Source organism: Natronococcus occultus SP4, assembly GCF_000328685.1.
GTDB lineage: Archaea > Halobacteriota > Halobacteria > Halobacteriales > Natrialbaceae > Natronococcus > Natronococcus occultus.
Window position 1 is genome coordinate 661341 of record NC_019974.1, and the last position, 24756, is coordinate 686096.

Sequence of the window (24756 nt, forward strand, 5' to 3'; positions counted from 1 at the left end):
GACGCGACGTAAGTGGTTTGTCCCTGTACACCCCGACGGCGTCGGGAAACACATATGCCGGTCCGGACGATCCCCCTACGTATGCGGGAAGCAGACGAGACGACCCGACAGCGACTCGCCGACGCGCTCCGAGCCGAGCCGGCGACCCCGAGCGAGCTCGCGGTCCAGTTCGAGCTGACCCCGGAGACGATCGTTCGCCACCTCGAGCACGTCTCGCGGTCGGTTGAGGGCGGCGACGAGCAGTTTCTCGTCGCGCCCCCGACCTGCCGGGAGTGTGGGTTCGACGACTTCGACGAGCTGTTGAACCGTCCGTCGCGGTGTCCCGACTGCAAGAGCGAGGCCGTCGACGAACCCGCGTTTACGATCGAGTAGCCGGCGACGAACCGTCGCGTCGGTTTCGACACGCCTATCTGTCGCCGTGGCAAGGATCCGATATCGACGCCTCGAGCGGGCGGATCGCCGGTCCGCGACGGACGCCGCCGGCGCGGGGCCCGACGCAACATACGTATGTCCACCTCTGATTCCGATTCCGATCTCGACTCTCCCGGGCTCGCCCTTGCCGTCCTCGAGTGGCTCGAGGACCGCGAGGAGGGCCCCGAGGACGTCGACGCCTGTCTCGAGTTGCTGGCCGATCGGCGCCGCCGGCTGCTGCTCGAGGTCATGCGCACCTACGGCGAGGAGCTGACCCTCCCCGACGCCGCCGAGGAGGTCGCCGTCCGCGAGAGCGGCCGCAAGGTGACGGAGCTGTCGGCCGAACGGGTCGCGAACGTCTACATCTCGTTGTACCACGATCACATGCCGCGGCTCGTCGAGGCCGGCCTCATCGAGTACGACCAGGAGCGGGATCTGGTGCACCCGCTCGAGTGTCGCTAGAACTCGACGTTCGAGGTCGAGGTCAGATCGTCGCCGTCGTCGATCGGGCCCGGACCGACGAACTCGTACTCGTCGTCGGTCAGATAGACCGATCCGTCGGAGACGGTAACCTCGAGCGCCGAGAGGTACGCCCCCTCACAGGGGCCGAACGTACACTCGCCGGAGCCGGCCTCGAAGTACGCACCGTGGTTGGCACAGATCACCTCGCCGTCTCGCATCGGCGCGCCGTCGCCCTTGTCCAGTTTGATATGCGTGAAGTGCTGACAGTAGTTGAGCCAGCAAGCGACGTCGCCGTCCTCGGTCGCGACGAGAATCGCCTCCTGCTGGTCGCCCAGCTCGTCGGCGACGCGAAACAGAAACGTCGACTCCGCGGGGACGTCCTCGAGGGTCGTAATCCGCTGTGTAGCCGCCATCGATTCCCGGTTACGAGTCAACCGTCGTGAACGTTTCGAGACCGTCTGACGGAGTTTTAACAGGCCGAGTCCCCAACGGCTGCCATGGACTCCCTCCTCGTCTACGGCTCGTACGGCTACACCGGCCGGCTGATCGCGCGCGAGGCCGTAGCGCGCGGCGGTTCGCCGACGCTCGCGGGCCGGGACCACGACAGCGTCACCGAGCAGGCGGCCGACCTCGGCCTCGAGGGACGGGTGCTCGACCTCTCGGAAGGACCGCTCGAGGACGAGCTCCGCGAGTTCGACGCGGTGTTGAACTGCGCCGGGCCGTTCGAGCGCACCGCCGAGCCACTCGTGTTGGCCTGTCTCGAATCGGACACCGACTACCTCGACGTCACCGGCGAGTTCCCGGTGTTCGAACGGCTTCGCCAGTACGGCGAGACCGCCCGCGCGGCCGGGATCGGGATCCTGCCCGGCGTCGGCTTCGACGTCGTTCCGACGGACTGCCTGGCGGCGATGCTCCACGAGGAGCTGCCGACGGCAGATCGGCTCCGGCTAGGGATCAAAAGCGACTACGGCTTCTCGCCGGGGACCGCACGGACGTTCGTCGAACTCGCCGGCCAGGGCGGGGTCGTCCGCCGAAACGGACGCCTGCTCACCGTCCCTGCAGCCTACCGAAGTCGAAAGATCGACTTCGGCGACGGCCCCGAACACGCCGTGACGATCCCGATGGGCGACGTCGTCACCGCAGCCCACACGACCGGGATCGGCTCCATCGAGGTCTACGGCGCCGTCCCGGAGTGGAGCGAGCCGCTGCTGTCGGCCGCCGACTCGCTGCGCTGGCTCCTCGAGCGCCCGTCGATCGAACGGGCGGCGACCCGCGCGATCGACGCCTTCGTGGACGGTCCCGACGGGAAGACGCTCGCGACCGGCTCCGCGACCGTCTGGGGCGAGGTTGCCGACGAGGACGGCGGGCGCGCCATCGGGCGGCTATCGACGCCCAACCCCTACGCGCTGACGGCCGACGCCGCGGTCAGCGCCGCCGAGCGCGTCCTCGAAGACGGTCTCGAGGCCGGGTTCCGGACGCCCGCAACCGCGTTCGGCGCCGAGTTCGTCACGGAGCTTGCGGGAGTCGGACTGGACGTCCTCGAGTCGAGCGCGGCGTCGACGCTCGAGCCCGCCGACTGAGCGGGAGCGTCGGCTCGGGCGGAACGGAGGCCGTCGTTCCGAACGACTATTGGGTCTCGATCCGTCGGCACGACCCGATGGTCGCCCCGTTCGCTCGCACGGTCGTCGGCTGGACGCTGGTCGCGTTTCTCTCCATCTCCGTCATCGAACTCCTGTTATTCGGTCGGCTCGAGCCGATTCGCTACCTTCCGGGGGCGATCGGCGGCGGGATCGGGCTAACCGCCGCCGATCGGCTCGTCGGGGTTTCTCTTCCCCGAGTCTGATGACGCGGTTCGACCCTCCGGGCTCGCGGCTCTCAGGAGTTCGAATCGTCTGCCGACTCCGCGGCGCCCGTCTCGTCCGACTCCATGTACGCGCGAAACTCCTGGAACCCGTCCGACGTGGGCACGAGGACGTCCTCGCGAATACCACCCGAAAGCGCCCTGTATAGGTCATGGAGATCCTTGTAGTGAACCGCGACGACCGGGAAGTCCTCCGTCGTCAGGTCCCGTGCCTTCGCCTTCGTGACGCCCTCCTCCTTCGCCGCTTTGCGGGTGAGAAACGTCCCGACGACCCGGTTCTGGCCCGTCGCGTCGACGAGACACCAGATAACCCCGGGGACCGGATCGTCCGGTTCGACGCGTCTGTGGGGGACTTCGTCCTCACCCATCGTTCGGCTCACCTCTTCGTCTCCGGTCGTGTCCCCGGGATCGCTCTCGGACGCTTCGGTCCGACCGTCCAGAGCCGCGTTGCGGGACGCTCGCACGTTCGGGGGACGGCCGATCGCGTCCTCGGGTGAACGGATCCTGTTTTTCGGAGAGTCGCTCCCGACCCATCGCGTTCGAGAGGAAACAGTAGCGTCGCATCGGATCGTTCTGTAGTATCAGCCCCCTTCATACTATCCGTTTCGGCCGCTAATCTACGGCCATATCCCCAGTATCGGGTGTTTCTTTCCGATCGCCGTTCGCGGCGGGCGACGAGCCCGGAGAACGGCTCACCGGTAACAGCGTTCCTCGACGCGCTCGTCGTACAGCCCCGAGAGCCGCTCGGTCACCGGGCCGCCCCCGAGTTCGACCCCGTCGAGGACGTCGATCGGTCGCAGCTCCCAGGTGCGGTTCGTGAGGAACGCCTCGTCGGCTCCGAGGACGTCGGCGAGGCCGTACCGTCCCTCCTCGACCTCGATCCCTGCCCCCCGGGCCAGCTCGAGGACGGTCGCCCGGGTGATCCCGGGCAGGACGTCGGCGTCGGTCGTCGGTGTGTGGAGACAGCCGTCGCGGACGAAAAACAGGTTGCTCGTGGCGCCCTCGGCGACATCGCCCTCGACCGTCGAGAGCAGGGCCTCGTCGGCGTCCTCGAGTTCGGTCCGCGCGAGGATCCCGTTGAGGTAGTTGTGCGTCTTCGCGCCAGAGGGAAGCGCTGCGTCGGGGATCCGTCGGGTCTCGACGCTGCGGACCGTCGCGGGCTCGTCCCAGACGGGGTCGCCCTCGAGCCCGCCGCGGGGGAGCGGTTTGGCGTAAACGACGACCGTCGGCTCGACCTCGGGACGAGGGGTCAGCTTCCCGGGCTGGACGCCGCGGGTGATCGAGAGGCGGACGTAGGCGTCCACGAGGGCGTTCGCGTCGAGGGTCTCGTCGATTCTCGCCCGCAGGTCGCCCCCCGAGAGGCCGTGCTCCAGGGAGAGGGCCTCGCAGGTCTCCGCGAGGCGCTCGCGGTGGGCGTCCCACCCGAGGACGGAGCCGCCGTAGGCCCGTAGGGTCTCGAAGGCGGCGTCGCCGTACCGGAAGCCCCGGTCGTCGACGCTGACGGTCGCCTCTGCGGCGGGGACGAGCTCGCCGTCGACGTGGTACAGTCGGTCGCTCATCGCTCGCCCTCCGAGTCGGACCGCGAGGCGGCGAACCGACAGAAGTTCTCGATCATTCGCTTGCCGACCGACAGCGAGATCTCCCCGTCGGCGTCCTCGCCGGGATCGCGCGTGAGGATGCTCTCGGGGTGAAACTGCACGCCGAGCTGGGGTTTCTCGCGGTGGCGCACCGCCATCAGGACGCTTCGCTCGTCGGCGGTCCGGGCGGTCTCGACGAGGCTCTCGGGCAGGTCGCCTCGCTCGACGGCCAGCGAGTGGTAGCGCCCGACCTGGAACCGCTCGGGAAGCCCGTCGAACAGCCCCGAACCGTCGTGAGAGACCTGTGAGGGTTTGCCGTGAACGACGTGGGGTGCGTGCTCGACGGGCGCGCCCTCGGCGGCACACAGCGCCTGGTGACCCAGACAGACCCCGAGGATCGGGTACTCGGTCTCGGCAAACAGCGGGATCGAGATCCCGGCCTCCTGGGGCGTGCCGGGACCGGGCGAGACGACGATCCCCGTCGGATCGAGCTCGCGGACGTCCGCGAGATCGAGCTCGTCGTTGCGCCTGACGAGGACGGCGTCGGCGTCCTCGCTCCGGTTGCGGGCCGACGTCGCAGCGACCGCTTCGCCGACGTACTGGACGAGGTTGTACACGAAGGAGTCGTAGTTATCCACGACCAGTATTCGCGTTCGCTCAGTCATCGCCGTCACCTCCGTCGCGTGCCTCGAGGCCCATTCCGGCGCGCTCCCCGAGCGCGTCGTCGACGGCGGTGATCAGGGCCCGTGCCTTGTCGAGGGTTTCGTCGTACTCGCCGTCGGGATCGGAGTCGTGGACGATCCCCGCGCCGACCCGGAGGTGGTACTCCTCGGCCTGGCGGACGAGGGTCCGGATGATGATGTTCAGCGTCGCCCGCCCGTCGAAGCCGAAGAGCCCGACGCTGCCGGTGTAGGGGCCCCGACGGGTCGCCTCGAGTTCGTCGATGATCTCCATCGTCCGGGGTTTGGGCGCGCCCGTGATCGTCCCCCCGGGGAACATCGCCGCGATCGCGTCGGCGAGCGACCGATCGGGGCGGAGCCGACCGGTGACGTCGGAGACGAGGTGCATCACCTCCGAGTAGCGGTCGATCCGGCGGTACTCCTCGACTGCGACGCTGCCGTACTCACTTACCTTCCCCAGATCGTTGCGCTCCAGGTCGACGAGCATCGCGTGTTCGGCACGTTCTTTCTCGTCGGCGAGCAGGTCGGCCTCGAGGGCCTCGTCCTCCTCCGGGGTCGCTCCGCGGGGACGGGTGCCCGCGATCGGCTCCGTCCGGAGGAACGTGGCCTCACCGCCTCGCGGACCGCGAGACTTCGAGGACGTCTCGTTCGAGGCGGTTCCATCGCCTCGCCGTCCGTTCGCTGACTCCGGGGCGCGTGGCGCCCCGCGCTCGAGCAGCAGCTCTGGGCTCGCGCTCACCAGGTCGGCGCTGCGGAACTCGAGCAGCCCCGAGTACGGCGCGGGGTTGACCCGACGCAGGGCGTCGTAGGCCGCGACGGGGTGGACCGCGGCGGGCGCGGCCAGCCGCTGGGAGATGTTCGCCTGGAAGGTGTCGCCGTCCCGGACGTACTCCTTGACCCGCCGCACGCGGTCGGCGAAGGCCTCGCGGCCGCAGTCGCTCTCGAATGTCGCCTCGTCGGTCGCGACGGGCGGGGCGCCGACTTCGGGATCGCCGCCGAGACACGCCCGGGCGAGCTCGAGGGCCCGCTCCCGCCCCCGTTCGTAGGCGTCCTCGAGGTCGTCGCCGGGTTCGACGCGCGGACAGGCCGCGATCCGGAGCTCGGTCGGTTTGGCGTCGTCGGTCGGCTCCTCCCAGGCCGCCAGTCGGTCGTAGACGCCGACCTCGAGGTGGGGCAGGCCACGGTCGTCAACCGCTGACTCGGGGAGCTCCTCGAGTTCGCGGGCGATGTCGTAGGAGAGCCAGCCGACGGCGCCACAGGGGTAGGGGATCGAACACTCCCCGCGGGCGAGCGACTCACCGTCGAGGACGCCCTCGAGGGCGGCAAGCGTCGGGGACTCGCCGTCGGTTAGTCCGACGGCCTCTGGACCGACGGTGAGCCCGTCGACGGGATCGGTACCGAAGTACCCCCAGCCGGGCTGGCCGCCGGTGGTCTCGAGGTAGATGCCCCCGGAATCGTCGCGGGCTCGGCGGTACGCGAGAAAGGGATCGGAGACGTCGAGTCGAACGGTGATCGGAACGCGGACGGCCGTGGCGCCGGACGAAAACTCCTCGCGGACGGCGGCGCGAACGGCGTCGACCGCGGTGACGACGCGCGGATCGCTCATACCCCAGGGTGGGGCGTTGGCCTAATCAGTGTACGGTTTCGATCGGTTCGGGCGGCTGCAGCCGATCGATTCGGGTCCGTGCTGACCGGGTGGGCCCGGAGAAATCGGTCCGTCTCAGCGAACTTTCGCGCGGTCGATCCAGCCCTGGATGCGCTTCTCGGAGATTTCGGTCTCGGACTCGAGGACGGTGGCGTCGGCGTCGGCGAGCTCGGCGACGGTTTCGACGCCCGCGTCGGCCAGCCGGTCGGCGTAGGCGGGACCGATTCCCTTGATGACGTCGACCGGCTCGTCGGGAACCTCGGCGGAATCGGCGTCGTCGTCGGCTGCTGCAGTCGAGTCCTCCCCGTCGGACGCCGCCGCGGGTTCGGCCTCGTCGACGACGTCTTCGTCGACCGCGTCCTCGCTCTCGGCCGCGGGGTCGTCGGCCGGTTCGGGCTCGCTCGCCGGTTCGCTTTCGGCCACCGGCTCGTTCTCGGCTCCGTCCTCGTCCGTGTCGTCCGACTCGGCCGGATCCTCGAGCTCGACGTCCTCGGCTTCCGGCTCGGCGTCGTCGACGAGCTCCTCGTCCCGGACGCCCGCCTCTCCGGGTGCTTTCGATTCGGTCGGCGTCGCGTCCGACTGGGTGGGTCCCGTCGCCTCGGCCGGTTCCGCCGCCGTATGCGGAGAGTCGTCGGCCTCGGTCATCGACCCCGTCGACGCCGATGCCGTGGTTCCAGCGGCCGCCGACTCCTCGTCGGGATCGGCCTCTCGTTCTCGTTCGACCGTTACCCCGACGTCCCGGCTGTCCCCACGCTCCGGGTCAGAGTCGTCGAACCCCAACAGCGACTTCAGCTTTTGGAGGATTGCCATTAGCTGGATATAGTTGACTCACGGCACTTAAATTCGCCTGATACCCGAGCTGAACGACAGGTTCGGCGGCCGAACGCTACAGTCGCGAACGCAGCGCCTCGTTCATCTCCTCGACCGGGGCGGTTCGGTCCGTCCACAGCTCGAACGCCTCGACGCCCTGGTAGAGCAGCATCCACGCCCCGTCGACGGTCGTCGCGCCGGCGTCCTCGGCGTCCCGAAGCAGGCGGGTCTCGAGGGGGCGATACACCGCGTCTAACACCGCCAGCTCACCGTGGAGAGCCTCGGCTGGCACCGGCGTCGCGTCCTCCTCCATCCCGACGCTGGTCGCGTTGACCAGGACGTCGGCGTCGGCGAGGACGTCCCCGAGGTCCTCGAGACCCCGCCCGTCGGCGCCGGGAACGTCGGCGGCGAGCTCGCGGGCCGTCGAAGCGGTGCGGTTGGCGATCGTCACCGCGGCCCCGGCGTCCGCGAGCCCGAACGAGATCGCCCGCCCGGCGCCGCCGGCCCCAACCACGAGGACGTCGGCGTCCTCGAGGACGACGCCGTCCTCGCGCAGAGCCCGCAGGGCGCCGGCAGCGTCGGTGTTGTGGCCGGTCGGCTCGGGGCCCGAGAAGTCGATCGTGTTCACCGCGCCGATCCGACCCGCCAGCTCGTCGGGCTCGACGAACTCGAGGACGTCCCGCTTGAACGGGATCGTCACGTTCAGTCCGCAAACGCCGAGCGCCTCGGCGCCGCGGATCGCCGCCTCGAGCTCGTCGGGGGCGGGTTCGAAGGTGACGTATCGGGCGTCGATACCGAGTTCGTCGTAGGCCGCCTCGTGCATCGGCGGCGACAGCGAGTGACCGACGGGGTTGCCGATCAGTCCGTACACGTCCATGGGCTCACTCGCCGCGCGGCAGGGATAACCGGTGTGACTCCGGCAGCGTTTCCCACCGTCCGGTTCCGGGTCGCTTATCCGTCGTTCGCGAGTAGCGGTCGCCATGCTGTCGGAAACCGGGGTTTCGCTGCTCCTGCTGGTCGCCGGGGTCGTCGCGCTGTACGCCGGGGCCGAGCTGCTGGTCGCCGGTGCCGGTCGCCTCGCACTGGGAATCGGGCTCCGGGCGGCGACCGTCGGCGTGACCGTGATCGCGTTCGCGACGACCGCCCCCGAGCTGTTCGTCGCGACGATCGGCGCCCTCGACGTCTCGACCGACATCGGGCTGGGCGCCGTCCTCGGCTCGAACATCGCCAACGTGGGGCTGGTGCTGGGCGTCGCCGCGCTCATCAAGCCGCTGTCGGTCAGCGAGACCGTGATGAAACGCCACGTCCCGTTTATGGTGTTCGCGGCGCTGTTGCTCGCCGCCTTCGGCGTGAACGGCCGAATCGGACGACTCGAGGGCGCGATCTTCCTGCTGGTGCTTGCCGGATTTACCGCCTACCTGCTGTACTACGTCAACGCCGATCCGATGCCCGTCGACGAGACACCCGAGGCCGGCGACCGCGACGGGGTCTCGGCCCGGGACCTCGCACTCGTCGGTGGGGGGCTGCTCGCGCTGGTCGTCGGCTCGCGGTGGCTCGTCGCCGGCGGCACCGACCTGCTGCTCGAACTCGGCTTCTCGGAGCTGTTCGTCGGGCTCACCGTGCTGGCGCTTGGCACCTCATTACCCGAACTCGCCGCCTCCGTCGTCGGCGCCGTCCGCGGCGAGACGGGGTTTGCCATCGGGAACGTCGTCGGCTCGAACATCTACAACGTCCTCGCGGTGCTCGGGATCGTCGCGCTGATCACGCCCATCGAGATCGCCCCGAGCACGCTTCGGTTCGAGCTTCCGATGCTGGTCGGCTTTACCGTTCTCCTGGTCGCAATGATGGGGTACGGGCGTCGTCTCTCCCGGCTCGACGGCGCGACCCTCCTCGCGGCCTACCTCGGTTTCGTTTACCTGCTCCTCCCGTAGCACCCAAAAGATTTGGGAGTGGACTTTACGGAATACCCATTGTACGAAACGTATGAGCGAAACGGAAGAAACCACGTACGTCGGGAAGGCCTGTGCGTACATTACCCGGGAGACGGGCGAGTTGCTCGTCTTCGAAGGGCCGGGGCATGAAGGCCTGCAGATTCCGAAGGGCACCCTCGAGGGCGACGAATCCCCTCGAGAGGGGCTGTTCCGCGAGGTACGCGAGGAGAGCGGTCTGGCGACGCTGCAGGGAACGGACCACCTCACGACTGACATCTGGGTGCGATACCAGTCCCCGCCGAAGTACTACGTCCGTCATTTCTTCCACGCGACCGTCCACGAGCCCCGCGACAGCTGGACGCATACGGTCCAAGACGGCGGCGACGAGCACGGTGCCGAGTTCGAGTTCAGCTGGATCGAGCCGACGGGCGACCGCAAGTTCGCGCTGGATCTCGACGACTACGTCGGCCTGTTGCCATCCTCGACGGCCGGCCCCGATCGACGCGTCGCCTCCGACTGAGGGACGAAAGCGGAGGGTATTCGAGGCGCCGCCACCGAACGGTTCTCGTGATCGCAATCGTCGAGAGCCGCGCCGACAGCGCCTCCGTCCACATCTGCGAGCAGCTCCGTGAGCTCGCCGACTGGACCGAACGCGAGGACGACGCCCGTCCTGCGGGCGACGGCGGCGGCACGTACTACCGGCTCGAGGACGCCGAGCTGCGCTCGTTCGACGACCTCCACCTCGAGCTCGACCGTCCCGCCGAAGCCTTCGACTGTGACCCGGAGCTGCTGGTGTTTGCCTCCCGGCACTCGGGGGACACCGGTGCCCTGCTGACGGGACATTTCACGGGAAGCTTCGGCTCGGCCGAGTTCGGCGGCGAGGACGACGCCCTCGCGGCAGCCTGTCCGAACGCCCTCGCCCGGCTGCTCGCGGCCTTCGAGACCCACGCGCCCGAGGAGTACGAGGTCGGGATGGAGTGTACCCACCACGGTCCGAGCGACGTCGGCTGTCCGTCGCTGTTTGCGGAGCTGGGCAGCGACGAGCCCCAGTGGGCAGACCCTGACGGCGCCGCGGCCGTCGCGCGGGCGATCCTCGACCTCCGGGGGGTCGACGCCCACCGATCCAGGCAGGTCGTCGGCTTCGGGGGCAACCACTACGCGCCCCGCTTCCAGCGGATCGTCGAGGAGACCGAGTGGGCGGTCGGCCACATTGCCGCCGACTGGGCCCTCGAGTCGATGGGCCACCCCGAGAGCCACCGCGAGGTCATCGAGCGCGCCTTCGAGGCGAGCCGCGCCGAACTGGCGGTGCTCGACGGCGAGTGGCCCGTCCTCGAGGACGTCCTGGCCGACCTCGATCGCCGGATCGTCGGCGAGACCTGGCTGCGCGCGGTCGGCGATCGCTCGCTCGAACTCGTCGACGCAGTCGAGTCCGAGCTCGGTCGCGTCGCCAAGGGCGTTCGCTTCGGCGACCGCCGCGAGGACGCGTTCGTCGTTCGCGAGCTGCCGGCCGACCTGCTCGAGACCGCCCAGGGGATCGACCCCGACCGGGTCCGGAAGCTGGTCGAACGCCACGCGGTCGCCTTCGAGACCGAAAACGCCGGCAGCCGCGTTGGGAGCCGTGTCGCCCTCCCCGACTCCGGAGCGAAACGGGAGCTTATCGAGGCCGTCGCCGGCGTCCTCGAGGCGAAGTTCGAGACCGTCGCGGTCGAGGACGACGCCGTCGTCGCCGAGGAGCTGGCGTTCGACCCCGAGCTCGCCCGAACCCTCGGCGTTTCCGAGGGGCCGGCGTTCGGCGCGCTTGCGGACGGGGAGGCGGTAACGGTCAACGGCGAGGAGATCGACCCCGAGGCCGTCCACCGCGAGCGAACCCACCGGTTCGAGTTCTGACCGGTTCGATCCCGGAGGGAAGTCCTTGGTTGTTCGGCCGTGTCCGCCGGTCCACCCGTTCTCGAGTCGTGACACGTAACTCCGCCTTATCCCGCCTCCGGGCGCCTGACGTGTAGGGGAAAGGTAATTATGCTCCATCTACTACAGGCTCCCAGGAATGGACTCTCTTATCGAAGACGCGATCGACGAGGCCGAGAACGCGGAGGGGGACGTCCCCGACGCGGCGGGGTCGGACCGGTCGAGCGCGAACGCCGTCGACAACAGCGGCACGATGACCGACGACGAACTCGAGGACGTTCTGCAGGATCTGCAGACCGATATTACGGTCGTCGGCTGCGGTGGCGCCGGCGGCAACACCGTCAATCGGATGCACGAAGAGGGGATCCACGGCGCGAAGCTCGTCGCGGCCAACACCGACGTTCAACATCTCGTCGAGATCGAGGCCGACACCAAGATCCTGATGGGTGAGGACAAGACCGGCGGTCGCGGTGCGGGCTCGCTCCCCCAGGTCGGCGAGGAGGCCGCCCTCGAGAGCCAAGAGGATATCGCCGGCGCGATCGACGGCTCCGACATGGTCTTCGTCACTGCGGGACTGGGCGGGGGTACCGGAACCGGCTCGGCGCCCGTCGTCGCGAAGGCCGCCCGGGAGTCCGGAGCGCTTACCATCTCGATCGTCACCACTCCCTTCACCGCTGAGGGCGAGGTCCGTCGAACCAACGCCGAGGCCGGCCTCGAGCGCCTGCGTGACGTCTCCGACACGGTCATCGTCGTCCCCAACGACCGCCTGCTGGATTCGGTCGGCAAACTGCCGGTCCGGCAGGCGTTCAAGGTCAGCGACGAGGTGCTAATGCGCAGCGTGAAGGGCATCACCGAGCTGATCACCAAGCCCGGCCTCGTCAACCTCGACTTCGCCGACGTCCGTACCGTCATGGAACGGGGCGGGGTCGCGATGATCGGTCTCGGCGAGTCCGACTCCGAGGCGAAAGCCGAGGACTCGGTCAAGACCGCGCTGCGATCGCCGCTTTTGGACGTCGACATCTCCGGGGCGACCTCCGCACTGGTCAACGTCACGGGTGGCAACGACATGTCCATCGAGGAAGCGGAGGGCGTCGTCGAGGAGATCTACGACCGGATCGACCCCGACGCCCGCATCATCTGGGGGACCTCGATCGACGAGACCCTCGAGGGAAGCATGCGGACGATGATCGTCGTCACGGGCGTCGAGTCGCCCCAGATCTACGGCAACGGCGACGAGCAGCCGACCCAGCCCGAAGGCGGCTCCCAGGCCGGAGGCCGAGGACGTGGCCGTGGCGGCGCTCGCGGCGACGACGATATCGACTTCGTCAACTGATCGGCGGACGCGGTTCGCCGGACGCTTTTCGAGAATGCAGGATCGACAGCGCCGTCAGTCGTCGGCCCTCGCCGGTTCGCCGCCCGCGAGGTCCCCTTCGATGCTCGGGGGGTACTTTCCGCGCTCGAGTTTCAGATCCGACTGGGGGCGGGCCATGCAGGTCAGCGCGTAGTTCTCGGCTTCCTCCTCGGTAAAGCCTCGCGCTGCGGGCTGGGTGACTTCTCCCTCGACGATCTCGGCCGAACAGGCCAGACACATCCCGACCCGACAGGAGTACTCCTGGGCGATCCCCTCCTCGAGACAGCGGCTGAGGATCGTCTCCTTGTCCGTGCAGGTGATCGACTCCCCCGTACCGACGAACTCGACCGTGTACTCAGTCATACCGAACGGTACGGAAGACCGCACTAAAACTCTTTATTACATTTCGTGGCCGCCGCGCCGACGAAATCGACCGGCGCGGGGTCGTGCTCGTATATCGCGAGCCGGTCGAGCGAGGGCGTGCACATAAAACGTTTTCTTACCTCGCACTTCACACTGTCTTATATGAGTACGCAGGAGCAGTCGGCCGCCGATGCGGTCTCCAAGACTCGGTCGTCCGACGTGGTCGTCGTCGGCGCCGGAACCGCCGGCAGCTACGCCGCAGCGACCGTCGCGAGCGAGGGGTACGACGTCGTCCTCCTCGAGCGCAAGTCCGAGCAGGAGGCGGGCCACATCGCCTGCGGGGACGCCCTGAAGGGCGCAGCGGACTTCCCCGACGCGATCCCCAAGTCACAGCTCGAACCCGCCTTCACGAACACCGACGTCGACCACGGCCGCTTCGAGATCCCACAGGAAGACACCGTCCTCGAGATCCCGATTCCGGGAGAGCTGGCCGTCGTCGACCGCTGGGAGTACGGCAAGCTCGTCATCGAGGGCGCCGCGAAGGCGGGCGCGGAGATCCACTACGACACCGTCGTCCAGGACGTCACCCAGGCCGAGGACGGTCGGGTCACGGGCGTCCGGGCGGTGCGGAAGGGCGACCCCGTCGAGTACGAGGCCGAGGTCGTCATCGACGCCGCGGGCTCGCTGTCGGTGCTGCAGGATCACGTCGACTTCTCGGGGTCGACGTTCGACACCAACGTCAACTACACCCACTTCTGTTCGGGCTACCGCGAGGTCGTCACCGTCGACGACCCCGTGGAGTGGTCCGACGCCCTCGTCTTCAAGCCGACCGATCGGGCCGCGGGCTACCTCTGGTACTTTCCGCGGACCGAGACCGAGATCAACGTCGGCCTGGGGTTCCAGATGACCGAGCAGCCGATGCAACTCGTCGAGAGCCTGAAACGCGACCTCCGGAGCCGCCCGGAGTTCGAGAGCGCGCAGGTCGACGACAAGCTCGGCGCCGCGCTCCCGACGCGTCGGCCCTACGACTCGGCGATCCATCCGGGCTACATGGCCGTCGGCGACGCCGCAGGTCACGTCAACCCGACGACGGGCGGCGGGATCGCGGGCGCGGCCTACGCCGGCAAGTACGCCGCGGAGGCCGCCGTCGACGGGATCGAGGACGGTGACGTCGGCGAGCGAGCCCTCTGGGAGTACAACCAGCGTGTGATGGACCACTTCGGCGCCCGCTACGCTGCCCTGGACGTCTACAACGTCCTCTCGACGGCTGTCGACGTCGACGAGCTGATGGGGCTGCTCGCGGCGATGCCCGGCGACAAGCTCGCCGAGGCGCTGTACTCGGGCAGTACGGACATCGGAACGAAGCTCAAGCTCGAGGCGCTGCTCAAGAGCCGCGACCACTGGGGGACGATCTGGACCCTCTACAAGACCAAGCGCTGTGCCGACGACCTGCTCGACCACTACGGCAACTACCCCTCCCATCCGGGCGCGCTCGACAGCTGGCAGGACCGACGCGACGACCTGATGGACGCGGTTTACGAGACGACCGGGGCGGACCCGAAGTACTAACACCGACCGTTTACTTTCCACCGCGACCTGCCCGACGACGCCACCATCAAGACCGTCACTGTCAAACGCGAACCCACCGACAAGTGGTACGCCATCCTCGGCGTCGAAACCCCCGACGACCCACCCGAGAAGCCCGACGAGGTGACTGACGCTGTTGGTATCGACGTGGGTATCCTAAAATACGTCCACGACAGCGACGGGACCGCCGTCGAGTCGCCTGACCTTTCCGACGAACGCGAGCGGTTAGAACGCGCCCAACGTAACCTCTCGCGGAAGGAACACGGCTCGAACAATTGGGAGGAACAGCGCAAGACGGTCGCTCGACGCCACGCTGACCTGAAGCGCAAGCGTCGAGACTTCTTGCACAAACTCTCGGCGTACTACGCCCGCGAGTACGACCTTGTCGCGGTCGAGGACTTGGATACGAAAGGGCTGGTCGAGCTTCCGGACAACTCTCGGAACCGCGCCGGGGCCTCGTGGGGGACGTTCCTGCGAATGCTCGAATACAAGTGCGAGCGGGAAGGAACGTACTTCGTCGCCGTGGACCCCCGAGGCACGACCAAAGAGTGCGCGTCATGTGGCGTCGAGACGGACAAGCCGTTGTGGGTACGCAAGCATTCGTGTCCATCGTGTGGGTTCGAGGCAGACAGAGACGCGAATGCGTCGTGGAACATCCTTTCTCGCGGTCTCGAACAAGTAGGGGCGGGCTGTCCCGAATCAACGCCTGTGGAGACTGCGCTCCCTACGGGAACCCATTCGGTTCCTGCAAAGCGCGTCATCGAAGCAGGAAGCCCCGAACCGCGTCAGCGGTGAGCGAGTAGGGTGGGGAGGAAGTCACTCTGCGCGGTTGTTCGCGCTGACGGCAGCGTCGCTGCCCCACAGTGCGGCGTCCTCCCATGACTGACGTCGTGGGGGTTCGCGCTGTTCAGCGGGTAACCTCCTGCTACGTCCCGAACCGTCCCCGTCGCTTTTGGTCGCCCGTCGCCGGTGTCCGGGCATGGATACGACCGTTCGCCGTCGCGAGGTACTGCTGGCGAGTGGCGGCGCCGGAGTCGCGAGCGTCGCCGGCTGTGCCGACCGTTCGACCGAGGACGTCGGCGGCGTTGCGCCGGGGGAAGCACGGGCCGTCGTCTCCCAGCACCACCTCGCGACCGAAGCCGGGCTTGAGGTCCTCGAGGACGGCGGGACGGCCGCCGACGCCGCCGTCGCGGTCGCCTGCGCCCTGAGCGTCGTCGAGCCCTGGTTCTCCTCGGCGCTGGGCGGGGGCACCTGGGCGCTGTACTACGACGCCGACACCGACGAGGTGACCAGCCTGGACGGCGTCGGTCCCGCCGGGCTGGAGGCGACACCCGACGATTACGAGGACCGCGCCGACGAGGCGGGGATCCACCAGGCCGTCGTCCCCGGCGCCTGGGACGGCTGGATGCTGTGGCTCGCCGAGTACGGCGACCTGGCGCTACCGGACGTCCTCGAGCCGGCGATCGCGCTCGCCCGGGAGGGGTACCCGGTCAGCCCGGAGATGGCGGGCTGGCTCGAGGGCGAGGCAGAACTGATCGCGAACCGACCCGCGGCGGCCGAGATTTACCACGACGACGGGGAACTCCTCGGAGAGGGCGACACCGTCACCCAGGACGCGATGGCCGACACGTTCGAATCGCTCGCCGACGCCTACGCCGACGAGGACGACCGAGCGGACGGGATCCAGGCCGCACGGGACTACTTCTACCGCGGTCCGATCGCCGAGGCGATCGTCGACCACTCCGACGAGCACGGCGGCTACCTGACCCGCGAGGGGTTCGAGGAGTTCGCGGCCGAGATCGTCGACCCACTCTCGATCGAGTACGACGAGGACGTCGAGGTCTACCAGAACCCGCCAAACAGCCAGGGGATCACCCAGCTGCTGGCGCTGAATATCCTGAAGGAGTACGACCTCTCGGACCTCGAACCCGACGACGCCGACGCGGTCCATCTCCAGGCCGAGGCGATCAAGCTCGCGTTCGCGGATCGGTACCACCACGTCGGCGACCCCGACCGCGTCGCGGTCCCCGTCGAGGAGCTCCTCGAGGAGGAGTACGCCGCCGACCAGCGCGACCGGATCTCGATGGACGAGGCGATGGAGTGGCCGATCGACACCGGCCTCGAGGACGTCGAAGCCGACCACACCACGACCTTCCACGTCGTCGACGACGACGGCAACGCGGCGGCGGTGACGACCAGCCTGGGCGCGCAGTTTCTCGTCGTCGGCGACACCGGGATCCACATCAACAACCGGATGCGGATGCTCTCCGTCGAGGACAACGATCCGAATCGGCTGACGCCCGGGTACAAGGTACGACATACCTCGAACCCGTACATGGCGATCCGGGACGGCGACCCGTACGTGCTCGGCGGCGTCACCGGCGTCGACACCCAGCCCCAGGGCCAGACCCAGCAGTTCCTCCACGCCGTCGAGTTCGGGCTCGACGCCCAGGCGGCGGTCGACCATCCGCGGTTCGTAAGCACCGCCTTCCCCTCGACGGACTACCCCTACGACGCCGACGATACCCTTCAGATCGAGACCGAGTTTCCCGAGGCCGTCCGCGAGGAGCTCGCGGAGCGGGGCCACGACCTCGAGGAAGGGGTCGGCATGTTCGGGACCGGGAACGTGATCGTCCTCGAGGACGACGAGCTCCAGATCGGCGCCGAGCCGCGACACTCTACGGCCGAGGGAACGGTCTCGCGGACGGACGACTCGGGTTGAGCGTGTCCGGCTGTGTCGGACCGCGTGCCAGACTGGTGGGTCGGATCCCGTCGATGGGGGCAAACGCGCCCGCTCGCCTCGCCCGACGATTGATCCCGTCGACGGGGGCGGGCGAAGCCGGTGACCGTCCGCTTTCCTACGCTGTTAGGGACTATCGACAATCTCGTCGGATGACAACGGATGCCTATGTCGCAAGGACATACCCGAAGACGCGCGCTGACGCTGCTCGGAGCCACCGGAGCCGGACTGATCACGGCCAGTTTCAGCGGGACGAGCGACGACCACGGGGGAGACGACTACGACGACGATCACGAGGACGACCACGACGGCGTCGACGGGCTCGCACAGGTGCGGGCGGCCCACCTCTCGCCGGACGCGCCGAACGTCGACGTCAGCGTCGAGGGCGAGCCCGTCCTCGAGGACGTCCCCTTCCGCGCGGTCAGCGAGTATCTCGAGCTCCCGGTCGGCACCGCGAACGTCGCCATCGCGGCGACGGAAGACCCCGACACCGTGGTCTTCGACGAGGACCTCGAACTCGCCGAGGGCGCGTTCACGATCGCCGCGCTGGGCGAACTGAGCGGGGAGACCCAGCCCTTCGCACCGGCCGTCCTCGAGGACGACCTGAGCGATCCCGGCGAGGACGCCCGGGTCCGACTCGTCCACGCCTCGCCCGACGCCCCGGCGGTCGACGTCACCGCTGACGGCGGCGAGACGGTCCTGTTCGAGGACATCGCGTTCGGCGACGCCGGCGCGATCGAGGTTCCCGCGGGCGAGTACGTCCTCGAGGTGCGGCCCGCGACGGAGTGCAACGACGGCGATGTCGTCGCCGAGTTCGACGTCAGTCCGGCCGCCGGCACCGTCTACACGGCCTTCGCCGTCGGCTACCTCGACCCGGAGAACGCCCCCGCCGACGAGCCGTTCGATCTGAAGGTCGTCGCGGACGCGGAGGCCGACGAAGACGCGGCCGACACGGAGGCCGACGGCGACGAGGACGGAGCCGACAACCACGACGGGTACGACGAGGACGACTGATCGACTCGCGAGGGATCACCGATCGTTCGAGACGGCCGCCCGGAGGCGGTCGATTCGCTTTTCCGTCGACGGATGAGTCCCGAACACGCCTCGCTCGAGCAGCCGTTGCGTTCGATCGAAGAAGCGGTGTTTCTCCCACGGCGGCGGCACGATCGAGAACGCCGTTGTCGGCTCCCGACTCCGGAGGTCGGTCGACGGTCGGCGCTCGAGTTCCGCGTCCAGCGTCTCGAGGGCGCCGGCGAGCGCGGCCGGATCGCCCGTGATCGCGACGGCGCCGTCGTCGGCAGCGTACTCCCGTCCGCGAGCGACGACGGCGACGGCGGCGCGACCGAACCGGCTCGCGAGGATCGAAAGCGGCTCGAGGACGGGATTGAACCCGTACCGCCCGGTAGCCGCCCGCGCGACAGCGCCGGGGGTTGCAAGCGCTGTCAGTACCGCCGCGTCGCGGTTGGCCACGTGTGCGAGCTCGTGTGCAACCACGGCCTCGAGCTCCCGATCCTCGAGAGTGTCGACCAGTCCCCGCGAGAGGACGATCGTCGACGAGGACGGACGGTAGCCGACGGTGAGTGCTGCGGGCGCCTCGGTTTCCGCGAGCCGGAGTTCGGGAACCGGAACGTCAGCCTGTCCGGCGAGTCGTGCGACCGTGGTCTGCAGCTCCGCGAGGGCGGGATCGTCTTCCCGCGCGTCCGCGAGGGACTCGAGTTCGACCCGTTGCTCGAGGTTCCGGACGACGGCGGCCTCGCCGTCGAACTCGCTCCGGACGACGCTCGCGACGTGGCCGCCGACGAACGCTAGCGCGAGGATCGTGCCGACGACGGCGGCGATCGCCGCGGTCGACAGCGCCGTCGTCGCCACGGAGACGACGACGAGCCCGACGAGGACGCCGAAACCCGCGAGGATCACCGGCGGTGCGTCCTTGAGGCGGGCCGCGAGCCGTCGACGCTCGTCGGTGATGCCGTAGTACTCGTGTTCGGAATCGGATTCACTGTCGTCCTCCGCGCGGGCCACGAGGCGGGCGCGAACGTCGTCGAGGCGGTCGGGGACGATCGCCGCCGCGAGTCCGATCCCGACCAGCGCGATCACGAGGACGCCCGCGAACAGCTCCGAGACGGAGAAACTCAGGTAGCCGACCCCGAAGACGCCGGCCACGAGCCAGTTGCCGGCGGCGCTTCGCTCGAGGCGGTCGTCCGCGTCGCTCCTCGACCGGGTCCACTCCCGGGCGGCCCAGACGTACGATATCGTCAGGAGGTAAAAGCCCGCGGCGAGGACGAGCGCGGCGAAGACGGGTCCCGGAAGCGCCGCGCTGACGACGGGTGCGAGCGCCAGCGCGACCAGCAGCGACGAGAGCAGAAGGACGTACGCGGCGAACTCGACGACCCCCTCGGCGAGCGGGCCGGGACGGGCTGTGTCCGGGTTCGTCCGTGCGGTCCGGAGCGCCCGAAGCGCCCACTCGACACAGAGCACGGCGAGGACGGCAGCAACGACCGCGAGCACCGTCGCGACGGACGTCGACAGGACGGGCCCGAGGAGAGCGACCGCGTACCAGACGAAGCCGGCGATCGGCGCACCGACCAGCACCAGGCCGGCGACGGCGACGACCGCGACCAGCGCCAGCGAGAGCGTCGACGCGATCGCCATCCGCGCCCAGAGCGCCGGACGGCCGTGGCTCGCGGTCACGGCCCGCTCACCACCGGGAACCGTTCTCGGGGCCGATACGGCCGACGGGAAACTCGCGTGGCGGGTCGCATCGCTACCCGACAGTTTCGGTCGGCGAACCAAATAGTTCACCCTCCGGACAGGTACTGCTCCGCCCCGATCCGACCGGAGACGTCAGGGGCGGCTGTGGCCGAGCCGTTCGATAGCGCCCGCGACCGTCTCGATCCCGTGTCCGATGCTGTCCTCGTCGACGTCGAACGTCGAGGTGTGGTGGCCGCCGGGGTGGTCGGTGCCGACGCCGACGTAACACGCTAGCCCACCCTGTTGCTGGACTTCCCGCATCAGGAAGGTCGCGTCCTCGCTTCCCCCGAGCTGGTCGCGCTCGAGGACGTGCTCGACGCCCTCGACGCCGCCGGCGACGTCGGCGACGACGTCGACCAGCTCCTGGTCGCTCGTCGCGCTGGGCGCGTCGGCGCCGATCTCGAGGTCGACCTCGCAGTCGTGCATCTCGGCTGCGGATCGCATCACGCGTTCGGCCTTCTCGTACATGTACTCCATCAGCTCGGTCGTCTCGCCCCGGACCTCGGCGACGATGCGGGCCTCCTCGGGGATGACGTTTGCCGCGGTGCCGCCCTCGACGACGCCCGCGTTGATCCGGGTCTGGCCGTCGCTGTGGCGCGGAATGCCGTAGCAGTTCTGGACGGCCGTCGCCATCGCCTGGACGGCGTTGCGACCCTGCTCGGGGTGGCCGCCGGCGTGGGCCGGCTCCCCGGTGAAGGTGGCCTCGAGGTGTCGAACCGCCAGGAAGCCGTCGATCCCGGCGACGATCTCGCCAGTGGGGTGGTCCAGCCCGACGTGGAGCGCGAGCAGGTAGTCGACGTCCGCGATGTGGTCGCTTTTGGCCATCGACTTCCCGCCGCCGACGACCTCCTCGGCGGGCTGGAAGAAGACCTTCAGCGTCCCCTGAAAATCACTGTCCGCGATCGCCTCGAGGACGCCGACTCCGATCGTCGCGTGGGCGTCGTGGCCGCAGGCGTGCATCGCCTCGTCGTGTTCGGAGCGAAACCCCTCCGCGACGGGCAGGTGGTCCGGATCCTCGGACTCGGGCTGGGGGAGGCCGTCGATGTCGACCCGCAGCCCGACCGTCGGCCCCTCGCCGCGCTCGAGGACGGCGACGGCGCCCGTGTACCCGCCCTCGAGGTCGGTGAGGACGTCCTCGTCGGCGCCGTGGTCGCGGGCCTGCTCGTACCAGCTCTCGAGAGCGTCCTCGTCGGGGACGCCCATCCGGTGGTCGCTCGCGAGGGCCTCGGGGCCGACGTGGAGCTCGTCGAGGTCGAGACGGGACTGGAGCTCCTCGACGATCCGTGCGGTGGTGTAAAACTCCCGCCAGGCGGGTTCGGGTTTGCGGTGCAGCTCTCGGCGCAGCGAAACGAGGTCCGGATCGGTGGTGGACATAGCGCCGTATTGGAAGGGGTAGCTCAAAGCAGTGGCGGGTTTCGGTCGTCGGTCCGCGAGACGGCACCGTCAGTCTCGGGTCGGCTCCGAGTTCGCCGGCCGAGCGACCGGGGCCTCTAGCTCGCGGAGCGCCTGCGTGACCACGTGGGCCTGGACGAGCTTCCGATCCGACGGCGGGTACTCGGTGTCGCCGGCGAGGACCCGTTGGCTCTCCCGCCAGAACCGCTCCTCGATCGGTTGCTGGTCGGGCTTCTCGCGCGTGCGACCGGTAAAGGCCTCGAAGTCCGCCCGCAGATCGAACGACGCGCGGGCGACGTTGCAGCGAGGGAGCGGCGACAGTCCCGTCTCGAGGACGAGCTCCCGGACCATCTCCCAGTCGGACTCGCAGAAGTGGATCGACACCTCGCCGACGACGTCCCGCCAGGCGACGGCCTCGCTGTGTCGCAGCCGCTGGATGAGCCGTGGCGGGAAGTCGATCCGGCGGTGGATCTCGGGATCGTCACAGAGACAGCATGGTTTCTCGACTTTGCCCGTGTACATCGCTCGCCCCTTCGAGCGAACGGAGAAAAGCCCCTCGCTCGGACGGGCGGTTCCCGGTCGCTGCCTCCCGCTTCGTCGCCCGTCTGCCGTCAGTTCCCCTGGCCGGCGCCGTGGATCTGCTCGACCTCGGCCTCGATGTGGACCGAGTCGGGGAAGTTCTGTTCGGCGATGTTGCGCGCGAGGTTGTCGTGGCCGTGGATCTCGAGTTCGCGAGTGAAGACGGTGTAGGTCCACGACGAGAAGCGGCGGTCGTCGTCGCTGTGGAGGCGGGCGTGCTGGGGGACCGTCAGCTTCTCCGGGGGGTGGGAGTGGGGCCCCTTCAGCGCCGCGCCCTTGCGCTCGGCGGTGGATTTGATGTCGTCGACGATGCCGTCGAGTGCGGCTCGATCGCCGCTCTGAAGCGTGAGCCGGGTGACGAAGGTCATGCTGGTACTGTACAACTGTGAACGGTCAGCGCGTAAAAACCTGCTGAGATACGGCGCCGGCGGACGCACAGTCCGATATTCTCTTAACGTCGGGGGCGTTACTCGAGGTAATGGCAGTCGAAGCTACGAGCGCAGGCGCGATCCTCTTCCGCGATACGCGGGGCCGGCGCGAGTATCTTCTACTCAAGAGCCGCCCGGGCGACTGGGAGTTTCCGAAGGGCGGTGTCGAAGGAGATGAAGAGCTACAGCAGACGGCGATCCGCGAAGTAAAGGAAGAGGCAGGTATCGACCAGTTCAGACTACTCGACGGGTTTCGCGAGGACTACGACTACGTCTTCGAGGCGAACGGAAAGACGATCCACAAGACCGTCCACCTCTTTATCGCGAAGTCGTTCGAGGCAAGCGCCGAACTCTCGAACGAACACCGCGACCTCCAGTGGCGCGACTACGAGCAGGCGATAAACACCGTCACCCAGGACGGGCCACGAGAGATCCTCGAGGAGGCCCACGAGTACCTGGACGAGATCCTGGAGGACGAGGACGAAGCGTAGCCCCACGACGAACTGAACCGCGACGCGAGCGGCGGTCCGAAAGCTCCGGCTGTACTTCTCCCGACGGCCGATCGGCGCCCGCGCTCTCGACCCGCCGCCGGACCGCAGCGCACTTGTCTCCGATCGCCCTACGGCCGGCAGTGACGCGACCGCGAGCGACCGACAGCGAGTTCGCCTTCGAGCTGCGGAGCTGCCGGTGGGCCGAACGGGCCTGGCCGCCGGCCGAGGACGTCGAGACCGACCGCGCCGTCCTCGTCGCCCGCCAGCTCGGCACCAAGCGCCGACGCTGGGATACGATCGTCCTCGAGTGCGATCGGGAGGCCCTCGAACGCCGCGCGAACTTCGGCCCCGAACGCCTCGATAGCGACCTCTTGCACGTCGTCCGGAACGCCCCCGCCGACTGGCGCTACTACCGCGACGCGCTTCCGGATCCGGGCTACCCGTGGCGGTACGTCCGCGAGGCGATCCACGCCGCCGACGACCGGGGGATCCTCGAGACCCGCAAGTCGGGCAACCGGATCGAGATCCGCCGGGAGTGGGCCTACCCGGACTGGGTCGACCGGATCGTCGCGATCGAGAACAAACCGGACCTCGACGCCAGCGCCGCCCGGACCCTGGCCGCCCAGCTCGAGTACGACGTCGCGCTCGGGCTCGCCGACGAGGTCTGGGTCGCCACCCGGGCGACCGGCGAGCGGGTCGAACCCGTGCTGTTCGAGGACCTCCCTGTCGAGGCCGGCGTCCTCGCGCTCGAGCCCGCGTCGCTGTCGGCCGAGGTCGCGTGGTATCCCCGATCGCTCGCGGTCGACGAGCCCGGGACGCGCGTCCTCGAGCGCCCCGAGGGCGGTCGACGGGACGGGTCGGCCGCCCGGTTCGAGTACGTCCCGCCGGAGACGAAAGCCGAGAAACGGCTCGCGATCGCCGAACGGGCCTACGAACGGGGGTGGCGCTCGTTCGTCGACACGATGCGACCCGACTGCCGACAGTTCGCGCTTCGAGGCACCGACGGGAGCCAGCTGCGTCCCTACTGCGAGGCGAACGGACGCTGCCAGACGGCCGCGGAGTGTTCGGGCTCCTGCCCCGAGTTCGAGCCCGAACCGCCGAGCTGGCGGACGAAGGGGTGGCCCATCGAGGGCGGCCCCGGAAAACGGTGCAGACGGCTCCTCGAGGATCGGCGCCGCCGTCGTCGCCCCGGACTGTAGCCGCGGCGAGGGGTGCGGGTCGGGACGGGGCGCCGATCGCTCAGTCGGTCGTCGAGACCTCGAGCTCGTCGCGGTCGACGGCCAGCCGGAACGTCGGGACGGTGCGGTACTCGATCTCGACGACCCCCTTCCGGCGCAGGCTCTGGAGTCCCGCACGAACGTCCTCGGAGTCGGGGTCGACGTCGTAGGCGTCCCGGAGCTTGTGCAACACCGAGACGACGCTCTCGGACTCCTCGTCGGGCCCGGCGAGTACGTCGACGATTCGGGCCTGGAGCGCCGGCACTCGGATCTTGCTCGGAGTGCCGTCGTCGGGATCGCTCTCGACGCCGGGCTCGACATCGACGAGGTCGGCCGCCTCGCTCGTCGCGCGGATCAGACTGTTGTCGTCCCGGAAGTAGTAGTCGCCCAGTTCGTTCTCGAGGTACTGGTGAACCTCGCTGCCGCTTTCCAGTCCCCACCGGTCTTGCAGCTCCGAGTTCTTCGTCGGCTGTAGTTCCACCACGTCGGCCAGCCGTTCCCTGGCCTCGTCCGAGAGCGTCATCGTCCGGAGGTACGCGGATCCGATACTTTTGCGTTGTGTCCCGCCGCGACGG

At 68.9% G+C, this 24756-nt stretch carries 26 protein-coding genes and 1 pseudogene; 14 read left to right on the forward strand and 13 right to left on the reverse strand.

Annotated elements, in window-relative coordinates; translation table 11 throughout:
* The first annotated feature begins 81 nt into the window (after positions 1 to 81).
* Positions 82 to 372 (forward strand): transcriptional regulator, encoded by a 291-nt coding sequence (locus tag NATOC_RS03290; protein ID WP_015319996.1) that lies wholly within the window; start codon positions 82 to 84, stop codon positions 370 to 372.
* 135 nt (positions 373 to 507) lie between these two features.
* Positions 508 to 873, forward strand: coding sequence for a DUF7344 domain-containing protein (locus NATOC_RS03295; RefSeq protein ID WP_015319997.1), 366 nt, complete (start codon positions 508 to 510; stop codon positions 871 to 873).
* Here the strand turns inward: NATOC_RS03295 and NATOC_RS03300 are convergent.
* Positions 870 to 1286 (reverse strand): Rieske (2Fe-2S) protein, encoded by a 417-nt coding sequence (locus NATOC_RS03300; protein WP_015319998.1) that lies wholly within the window; start codon positions 1284 to 1286, stop codon positions 870 to 872. The genes NATOC_RS03295 and NATOC_RS03300 overlap by 4 nt on opposite strands.
* An 84-nt stretch (positions 1287 to 1370) precedes the next feature.
* Between NATOC_RS03300 and NATOC_RS03305 the strand changes: the two genes are divergently transcribed.
* Both NATOC_RS03305 and NATOC_RS03310 read left to right on the forward strand, forming a co-directional pair.
* The gene (locus NATOC_RS03305; RefSeq protein WP_015319999.1) at positions 1371 to 2453 is read left to right on the forward strand and encodes a saccharopine dehydrogenase family protein; all 1083 of its coding nucleotides are present in this window, start codon (positions 1371 to 1373) and stop codon (positions 2451 to 2453) included.
* A gap of 77 nt (positions 2454 to 2530) precedes the next feature.
* The gene (locus NATOC_RS03310; RefSeq protein WP_015320000.1) at positions 2531 to 2716 is read left to right on the forward strand and encodes a hypothetical protein; all 186 of its coding nucleotides are present in this window, start codon (positions 2531 to 2533) and stop codon (positions 2714 to 2716) included.
* A gap of 32 nt (positions 2717 to 2748) precedes the next feature.
* Here NATOC_RS03310 and NATOC_RS03315 read toward each other — a convergent pair whose 3' ends face one another.
* The 6 genes from NATOC_RS03315 to NATOC_RS03340 all read right to left on the reverse strand — a co-directional run bounded on the left by NATOC_RS03315 (position 2749) and on the right by NATOC_RS03340 (position 8323).
* Positions 2749 to 3102 (reverse strand): hypothetical protein, encoded by a 354-nt coding sequence (locus NATOC_RS03315; protein ID WP_015320001.1) that lies wholly within the window; start codon positions 3100 to 3102, stop codon positions 2749 to 2751.
* 324 nt (positions 3103 to 3426) lie between these two features.
* Positions 3427 to 4293: an aminotransferase class IV gene (locus tag NATOC_RS03320; RefSeq protein WP_015320002.1), complete on the reverse strand. Its 867-nt coding sequence runs from the start codon at positions 4291 to 4293 to the stop codon at positions 3427 to 3429.
* Complete coding sequence (locus NATOC_RS03325; RefSeq protein WP_015320003.1) at positions 4290 to 4976, reverse strand: anthranilate synthase component II; 687 nt, start codon at positions 4974 to 4976, stop codon at positions 4290 to 4292. Before NATOC_RS03325 ends, NATOC_RS03320 begins: the two co-directional genes overlap by 4 nt.
* Entirely contained in the window at positions 4969 to 6597 is a 1629-nt protein-coding gene (locus NATOC_RS03330) for an anthranilate synthase component I family protein (RefSeq protein WP_015320004.1), read from the reverse strand. Before NATOC_RS03330 ends, NATOC_RS03325 begins: the two co-directional genes overlap by 8 nt.
* A gap of 114 nt (positions 6598 to 6711) precedes the next feature.
* Positions 6712 to 7446 (reverse strand): helix-hairpin-helix domain-containing protein, encoded by a 735-nt coding sequence (locus tag NATOC_RS03335; protein WP_015320005.1) that lies wholly within the window; start codon positions 7444 to 7446, stop codon positions 6712 to 6714.
* A 76-nt stretch (positions 7447 to 7522) separates the two neighbouring features.
* Positions 7523 to 8323 (reverse strand): shikimate dehydrogenase, encoded by an 801-nt coding sequence (locus NATOC_RS03340; RefSeq protein ID WP_015320006.1) that lies wholly within the window; start codon positions 8321 to 8323, stop codon positions 7523 to 7525.
* 103 nt (positions 8324 to 8426) lie between these two features.
* Here NATOC_RS03340 and NATOC_RS03345 point away from each other — a divergent pair, with 103 nt between their 5' ends.
* From NATOC_RS03345 to ftsZ, 4 genes are all read left to right on the forward strand, one after another.
* Positions 8427 to 9377 carry a calcium/sodium antiporter gene (locus NATOC_RS03345; RefSeq protein WP_015320007.1) on the forward strand — a complete coding sequence of 317 codons (951 nt, stop codon included), beginning with the start codon at positions 8427 to 8429 and terminating at the stop codon, positions 9375 to 9377.
* Positions 9378 to 9429: 52 nt separating this feature from the next.
* On the forward strand, positions 9430 to 9897 hold the full coding sequence (locus tag NATOC_RS03350) for an NUDIX hydrolase (RefSeq protein WP_015320008.1): 468 nt from the start codon (positions 9430 to 9432) through the stop codon (positions 9895 to 9897).
* A gap of 47 nt (positions 9898 to 9944) precedes the next feature.
* On the forward strand, positions 9945 to 11264 hold the full coding sequence (locus NATOC_RS03355) for a D-aminoacyl-tRNA deacylase (protein WP_015320009.1): 1320 nt from the start codon (positions 9945 to 9947) through the stop codon (positions 11262 to 11264).
* Positions 11265 to 11421: 157 nt separating this feature from the next.
* Positions 11422 to 12615: a cell division protein FtsZ gene (gene ftsZ, locus NATOC_RS03360; protein ID WP_015320010.1), complete on the forward strand. Its 1194-nt coding sequence runs from the start codon at positions 11422 to 11424 to the stop codon at positions 12613 to 12615.
* A gap of 54 nt (positions 12616 to 12669) precedes the next feature.
* On the opposite strand, the gene NATOC_RS03365 is transcribed toward ftsZ, so the two are convergent.
* The gene (locus tag NATOC_RS03365; RefSeq protein WP_015320011.1) at positions 12670 to 12996 is read right to left on the reverse strand and encodes a 2Fe-2S iron-sulfur cluster-binding protein; all 327 of its coding nucleotides are present in this window, start codon (positions 12994 to 12996) and stop codon (positions 12670 to 12672) included.
* A gap of 162 nt (positions 12997 to 13158) precedes the next feature.
* Here NATOC_RS03365 and NATOC_RS03370 point away from each other — a divergent pair, with 162 nt between their 5' ends.
* The 4 genes and pseudogenes from NATOC_RS03370 (at position 13159) to NATOC_RS03385 (ending at position 18337) form a co-directional block, all read left to right on the forward strand.
* Positions 13159 to 14565 carry a geranylgeranyl reductase family protein gene (locus NATOC_RS03370; protein WP_015320013.1) on the forward strand — a complete coding sequence of 469 codons (1407 nt, stop codon included), beginning with the start codon at positions 13159 to 13161 and terminating at the stop codon, positions 14563 to 14565.
* Between the two features lie 6 nt (positions 14566 to 14571).
* Positions 14572 to 15378 (forward strand): annotated as a pseudogene (locus NATOC_RS03375) (RNA-guided endonuclease InsQ/TnpB family protein); the annotation flags it as partial.
* 184 nt (positions 15379 to 15562) lie between these two features.
* Entirely contained in the window at positions 15563 to 17305 is a 1743-nt protein-coding gene (locus NATOC_RS03380) for a gamma-glutamyltransferase family protein (RefSeq protein WP_015320014.1), read from the forward strand.
* 186 nt (positions 17306 to 17491) lie between these two features.
* On the forward strand, positions 17492 to 18337 hold the full coding sequence (locus NATOC_RS03385) for a DUF4397 domain-containing protein (protein WP_015320015.1): 846 nt from the start codon (positions 17492 to 17494) through the stop codon (positions 18335 to 18337).
* A gap of 15 nt (positions 18338 to 18352) precedes the next feature.
* Here the strand turns inward: NATOC_RS03385 and NATOC_RS03390 are convergent, their stop codons facing one another.
* The 4 genes from NATOC_RS03390 to NATOC_RS03405 form a co-directional block, all read right to left on the reverse strand.
* Positions 18353 to 19975, reverse strand: coding sequence for a M48 family metallopeptidase (locus tag NATOC_RS03390; protein WP_015320016.1), 1623 nt, complete (start codon positions 19973 to 19975; stop codon positions 18353 to 18355).
* 192 nt (positions 19976 to 20167) lie between these two features.
* Positions 20168 to 21448 carry an amidohydrolase gene (locus NATOC_RS03395; RefSeq protein WP_015320017.1) on the reverse strand — a complete coding sequence of 427 codons (1281 nt, stop codon included), beginning with the start codon at positions 21446 to 21448 and terminating at the stop codon, positions 20168 to 20170.
* A 69-nt stretch (positions 21449 to 21517) separates the two neighbouring features.
* Positions 21518 to 21988 carry a hypothetical protein gene (locus NATOC_RS03400; protein WP_015320018.1) on the reverse strand — a complete coding sequence of 157 codons (471 nt, stop codon included), beginning with the start codon at positions 21986 to 21988 and terminating at the stop codon, positions 21518 to 21520.
* An 89-nt stretch (positions 21989 to 22077) separates the two neighbouring features.
* Positions 22078 to 22413: an uS10/mL48 family ribosomal protein gene (locus tag NATOC_RS03405; protein ID WP_015320019.1), complete on the reverse strand. Its 336-nt coding sequence runs from the start codon at positions 22411 to 22413 to the stop codon at positions 22078 to 22080.
* Between the two features lie 110 nt (positions 22414 to 22523).
* Between NATOC_RS03405 and NATOC_RS03410 the strand changes: the two genes are divergently transcribed.
* Together NATOC_RS03410 and NATOC_RS03415 are read left to right on the forward strand one after the other, a co-directional pair.
* A complete protein-coding gene (locus tag NATOC_RS03410; RefSeq protein ID WP_015320020.1) occupies positions 22524 to 22964 on the forward strand; it encodes a bis(5'-nucleosyl)-tetraphosphatase in 441 nt (146 codons plus the stop codon).
* 140 nt (positions 22965 to 23104) lie between these two features.
* Entirely contained in the window at positions 23105 to 24163 is a 1059-nt protein-coding gene (locus tag NATOC_RS03415) for a DUF5787 family protein (RefSeq protein ID WP_015320021.1), read from the forward strand.
* A 40-nt stretch (positions 24164 to 24203) separates the two neighbouring features.
* On the opposite strand, the gene NATOC_RS03420 is transcribed toward NATOC_RS03415, so the two are convergent.
* Complete coding sequence (locus NATOC_RS03420) at positions 24204 to 24704, reverse strand: DUF5797 family protein (RefSeq protein WP_015320022.1); 501 nt, start codon at positions 24702 to 24704, stop codon at positions 24204 to 24206.
* Positions 24705 to 24756: the final 52 nt, after the last annotated feature.

What these genes read in the sequence shown, in the direction of transcription:
- NATOC_RS03290 (WP_015319996.1), top strand. Translation starts at nt 82, where the DNA reads ATGCGGGAAGCAGACGAGACGACCCGACAGCGACTCGCCGACGCGCTC.
- NATOC_RS03295 (WP_015319997.1), top strand. Translation starts at nt 508, where the DNA reads ATGTCCACCTCTGATTCCGATTCCGATCTCGACTCTCCCGGGCTCGCC.
- NATOC_RS03300 (WP_015319998.1), bottom strand. Translation starts at nt 1,286, where the DNA reads ATGGCGGCTACACAGCGGATTACGACCCTCGAGGACGTCCCCGCGGAG.
- NATOC_RS03305 (WP_015319999.1), top strand. Translation starts at nt 1,371, where the DNA reads ATGGACTCCCTCCTCGTCTACGGCTCGTACGGCTACACCGGCCGGCTG.
- NATOC_RS03310 (WP_015320000.1), top strand. Translation starts at nt 2,531, where the DNA reads ATGGTCGCCCCGTTCGCTCGCACGGTCGTCGGCTGGACGCTGGTCGCG.
- NATOC_RS03315 (WP_015320001.1), bottom strand. Translation starts at nt 3,102, where the DNA reads ATGGGTGAGGACGAAGTCCCCCACAGACGCGTCGAACCGGACGATCCG.
- NATOC_RS03320 (WP_015320002.1), bottom strand. Translation starts at nt 4,293, where the DNA reads ATGAGCGACCGACTGTACCACGTCGACGGCGAGCTCGTCCCCGCCGCA.
- NATOC_RS03325 (WP_015320003.1), bottom strand. Translation starts at nt 4,976, where the DNA reads ATGACTGAGCGAACGCGAATACTGGTCGTGGATAACTACGACTCCTTC.
- NATOC_RS03330 (WP_015320004.1), bottom strand. Translation starts at nt 6,597, where the DNA reads ATGAGCGATCCGCGCGTCGTCACCGCGGTCGACGCCGTTCGCGCCGCC.
- NATOC_RS03335 (WP_015320005.1), bottom strand. Translation starts at nt 7,446, where the DNA reads ATGGCAATCCTCCAAAAGCTGAAGTCGCTGTTGGGGTTCGACGACTCT.
- NATOC_RS03340 (WP_015320006.1), bottom strand. Translation starts at nt 8,323, where the DNA reads ATGGACGTGTACGGACTGATCGGCAACCCCGTCGGTCACTCGCTGTCG.
- NATOC_RS03345 (WP_015320007.1), top strand. Translation starts at nt 8,427, where the DNA reads ATGCTGTCGGAAACCGGGGTTTCGCTGCTCCTGCTGGTCGCCGGGGTC.
- NATOC_RS03350 (WP_015320008.1), top strand. Translation starts at nt 9,430, where the DNA reads ATGAGCGAAACGGAAGAAACCACGTACGTCGGGAAGGCCTGTGCGTAC.
- ftsZ (WP_015320010.1), top strand. Translation starts at nt 11,422, where the DNA reads ATGGACTCTCTTATCGAAGACGCGATCGACGAGGCCGAGAACGCGGAG.
- NATOC_RS03365 (WP_015320011.1), bottom strand. Translation starts at nt 12,996, where the DNA reads ATGACTGAGTACACGGTCGAGTTCGTCGGTACGGGGGAGTCGATCACC.
- NATOC_RS03370 (WP_015320013.1), top strand. Translation starts at nt 13,159, where the DNA reads ATGAGTACGCAGGAGCAGTCGGCCGCCGATGCGGTCTCCAAGACTCGG.
- NATOC_RS03380 (WP_015320014.1), top strand. Translation starts at nt 15,563, where the DNA reads ATGGATACGACCGTTCGCCGTCGCGAGGTACTGCTGGCGAGTGGCGGC.
- NATOC_RS03385 (WP_015320015.1), top strand. Translation starts at nt 17,492, where the DNA reads ATGTCGCAAGGACATACCCGAAGACGCGCGCTGACGCTGCTCGGAGCC.
- NATOC_RS03390 (WP_015320016.1), bottom strand. Translation starts at nt 19,975, where the DNA reads ATGGCGATCGCGTCGACGCTCTCGCTGGCGCTGGTCGCGGTCGTCGCC.
- NATOC_RS03395 (WP_015320017.1), bottom strand. Translation starts at nt 21,448, where the DNA reads ATGTCCACCACCGATCCGGACCTCGTTTCGCTGCGCCGAGAGCTGCAC.
- NATOC_RS03400 (WP_015320018.1), bottom strand. Translation starts at nt 21,988, where the DNA reads ATGTACACGGGCAAAGTCGAGAAACCATGCTGTCTCTGTGACGATCCC.
- NATOC_RS03405 (WP_015320019.1), bottom strand. Translation starts at nt 22,413, where the DNA reads ATGACCTTCGTCACCCGGCTCACGCTTCAGAGCGGCGATCGAGCCGCA.
- NATOC_RS03410 (WP_015320020.1), top strand. Translation starts at nt 22,524, where the DNA reads ATGGCAGTCGAAGCTACGAGCGCAGGCGCGATCCTCTTCCGCGATACG.
- NATOC_RS03420 (WP_015320022.1), bottom strand. Translation starts at nt 24,704, where the DNA reads ATGACGCTCTCGGACGAGGCCAGGGAACGGCTGGCCGACGTGGTGGAA.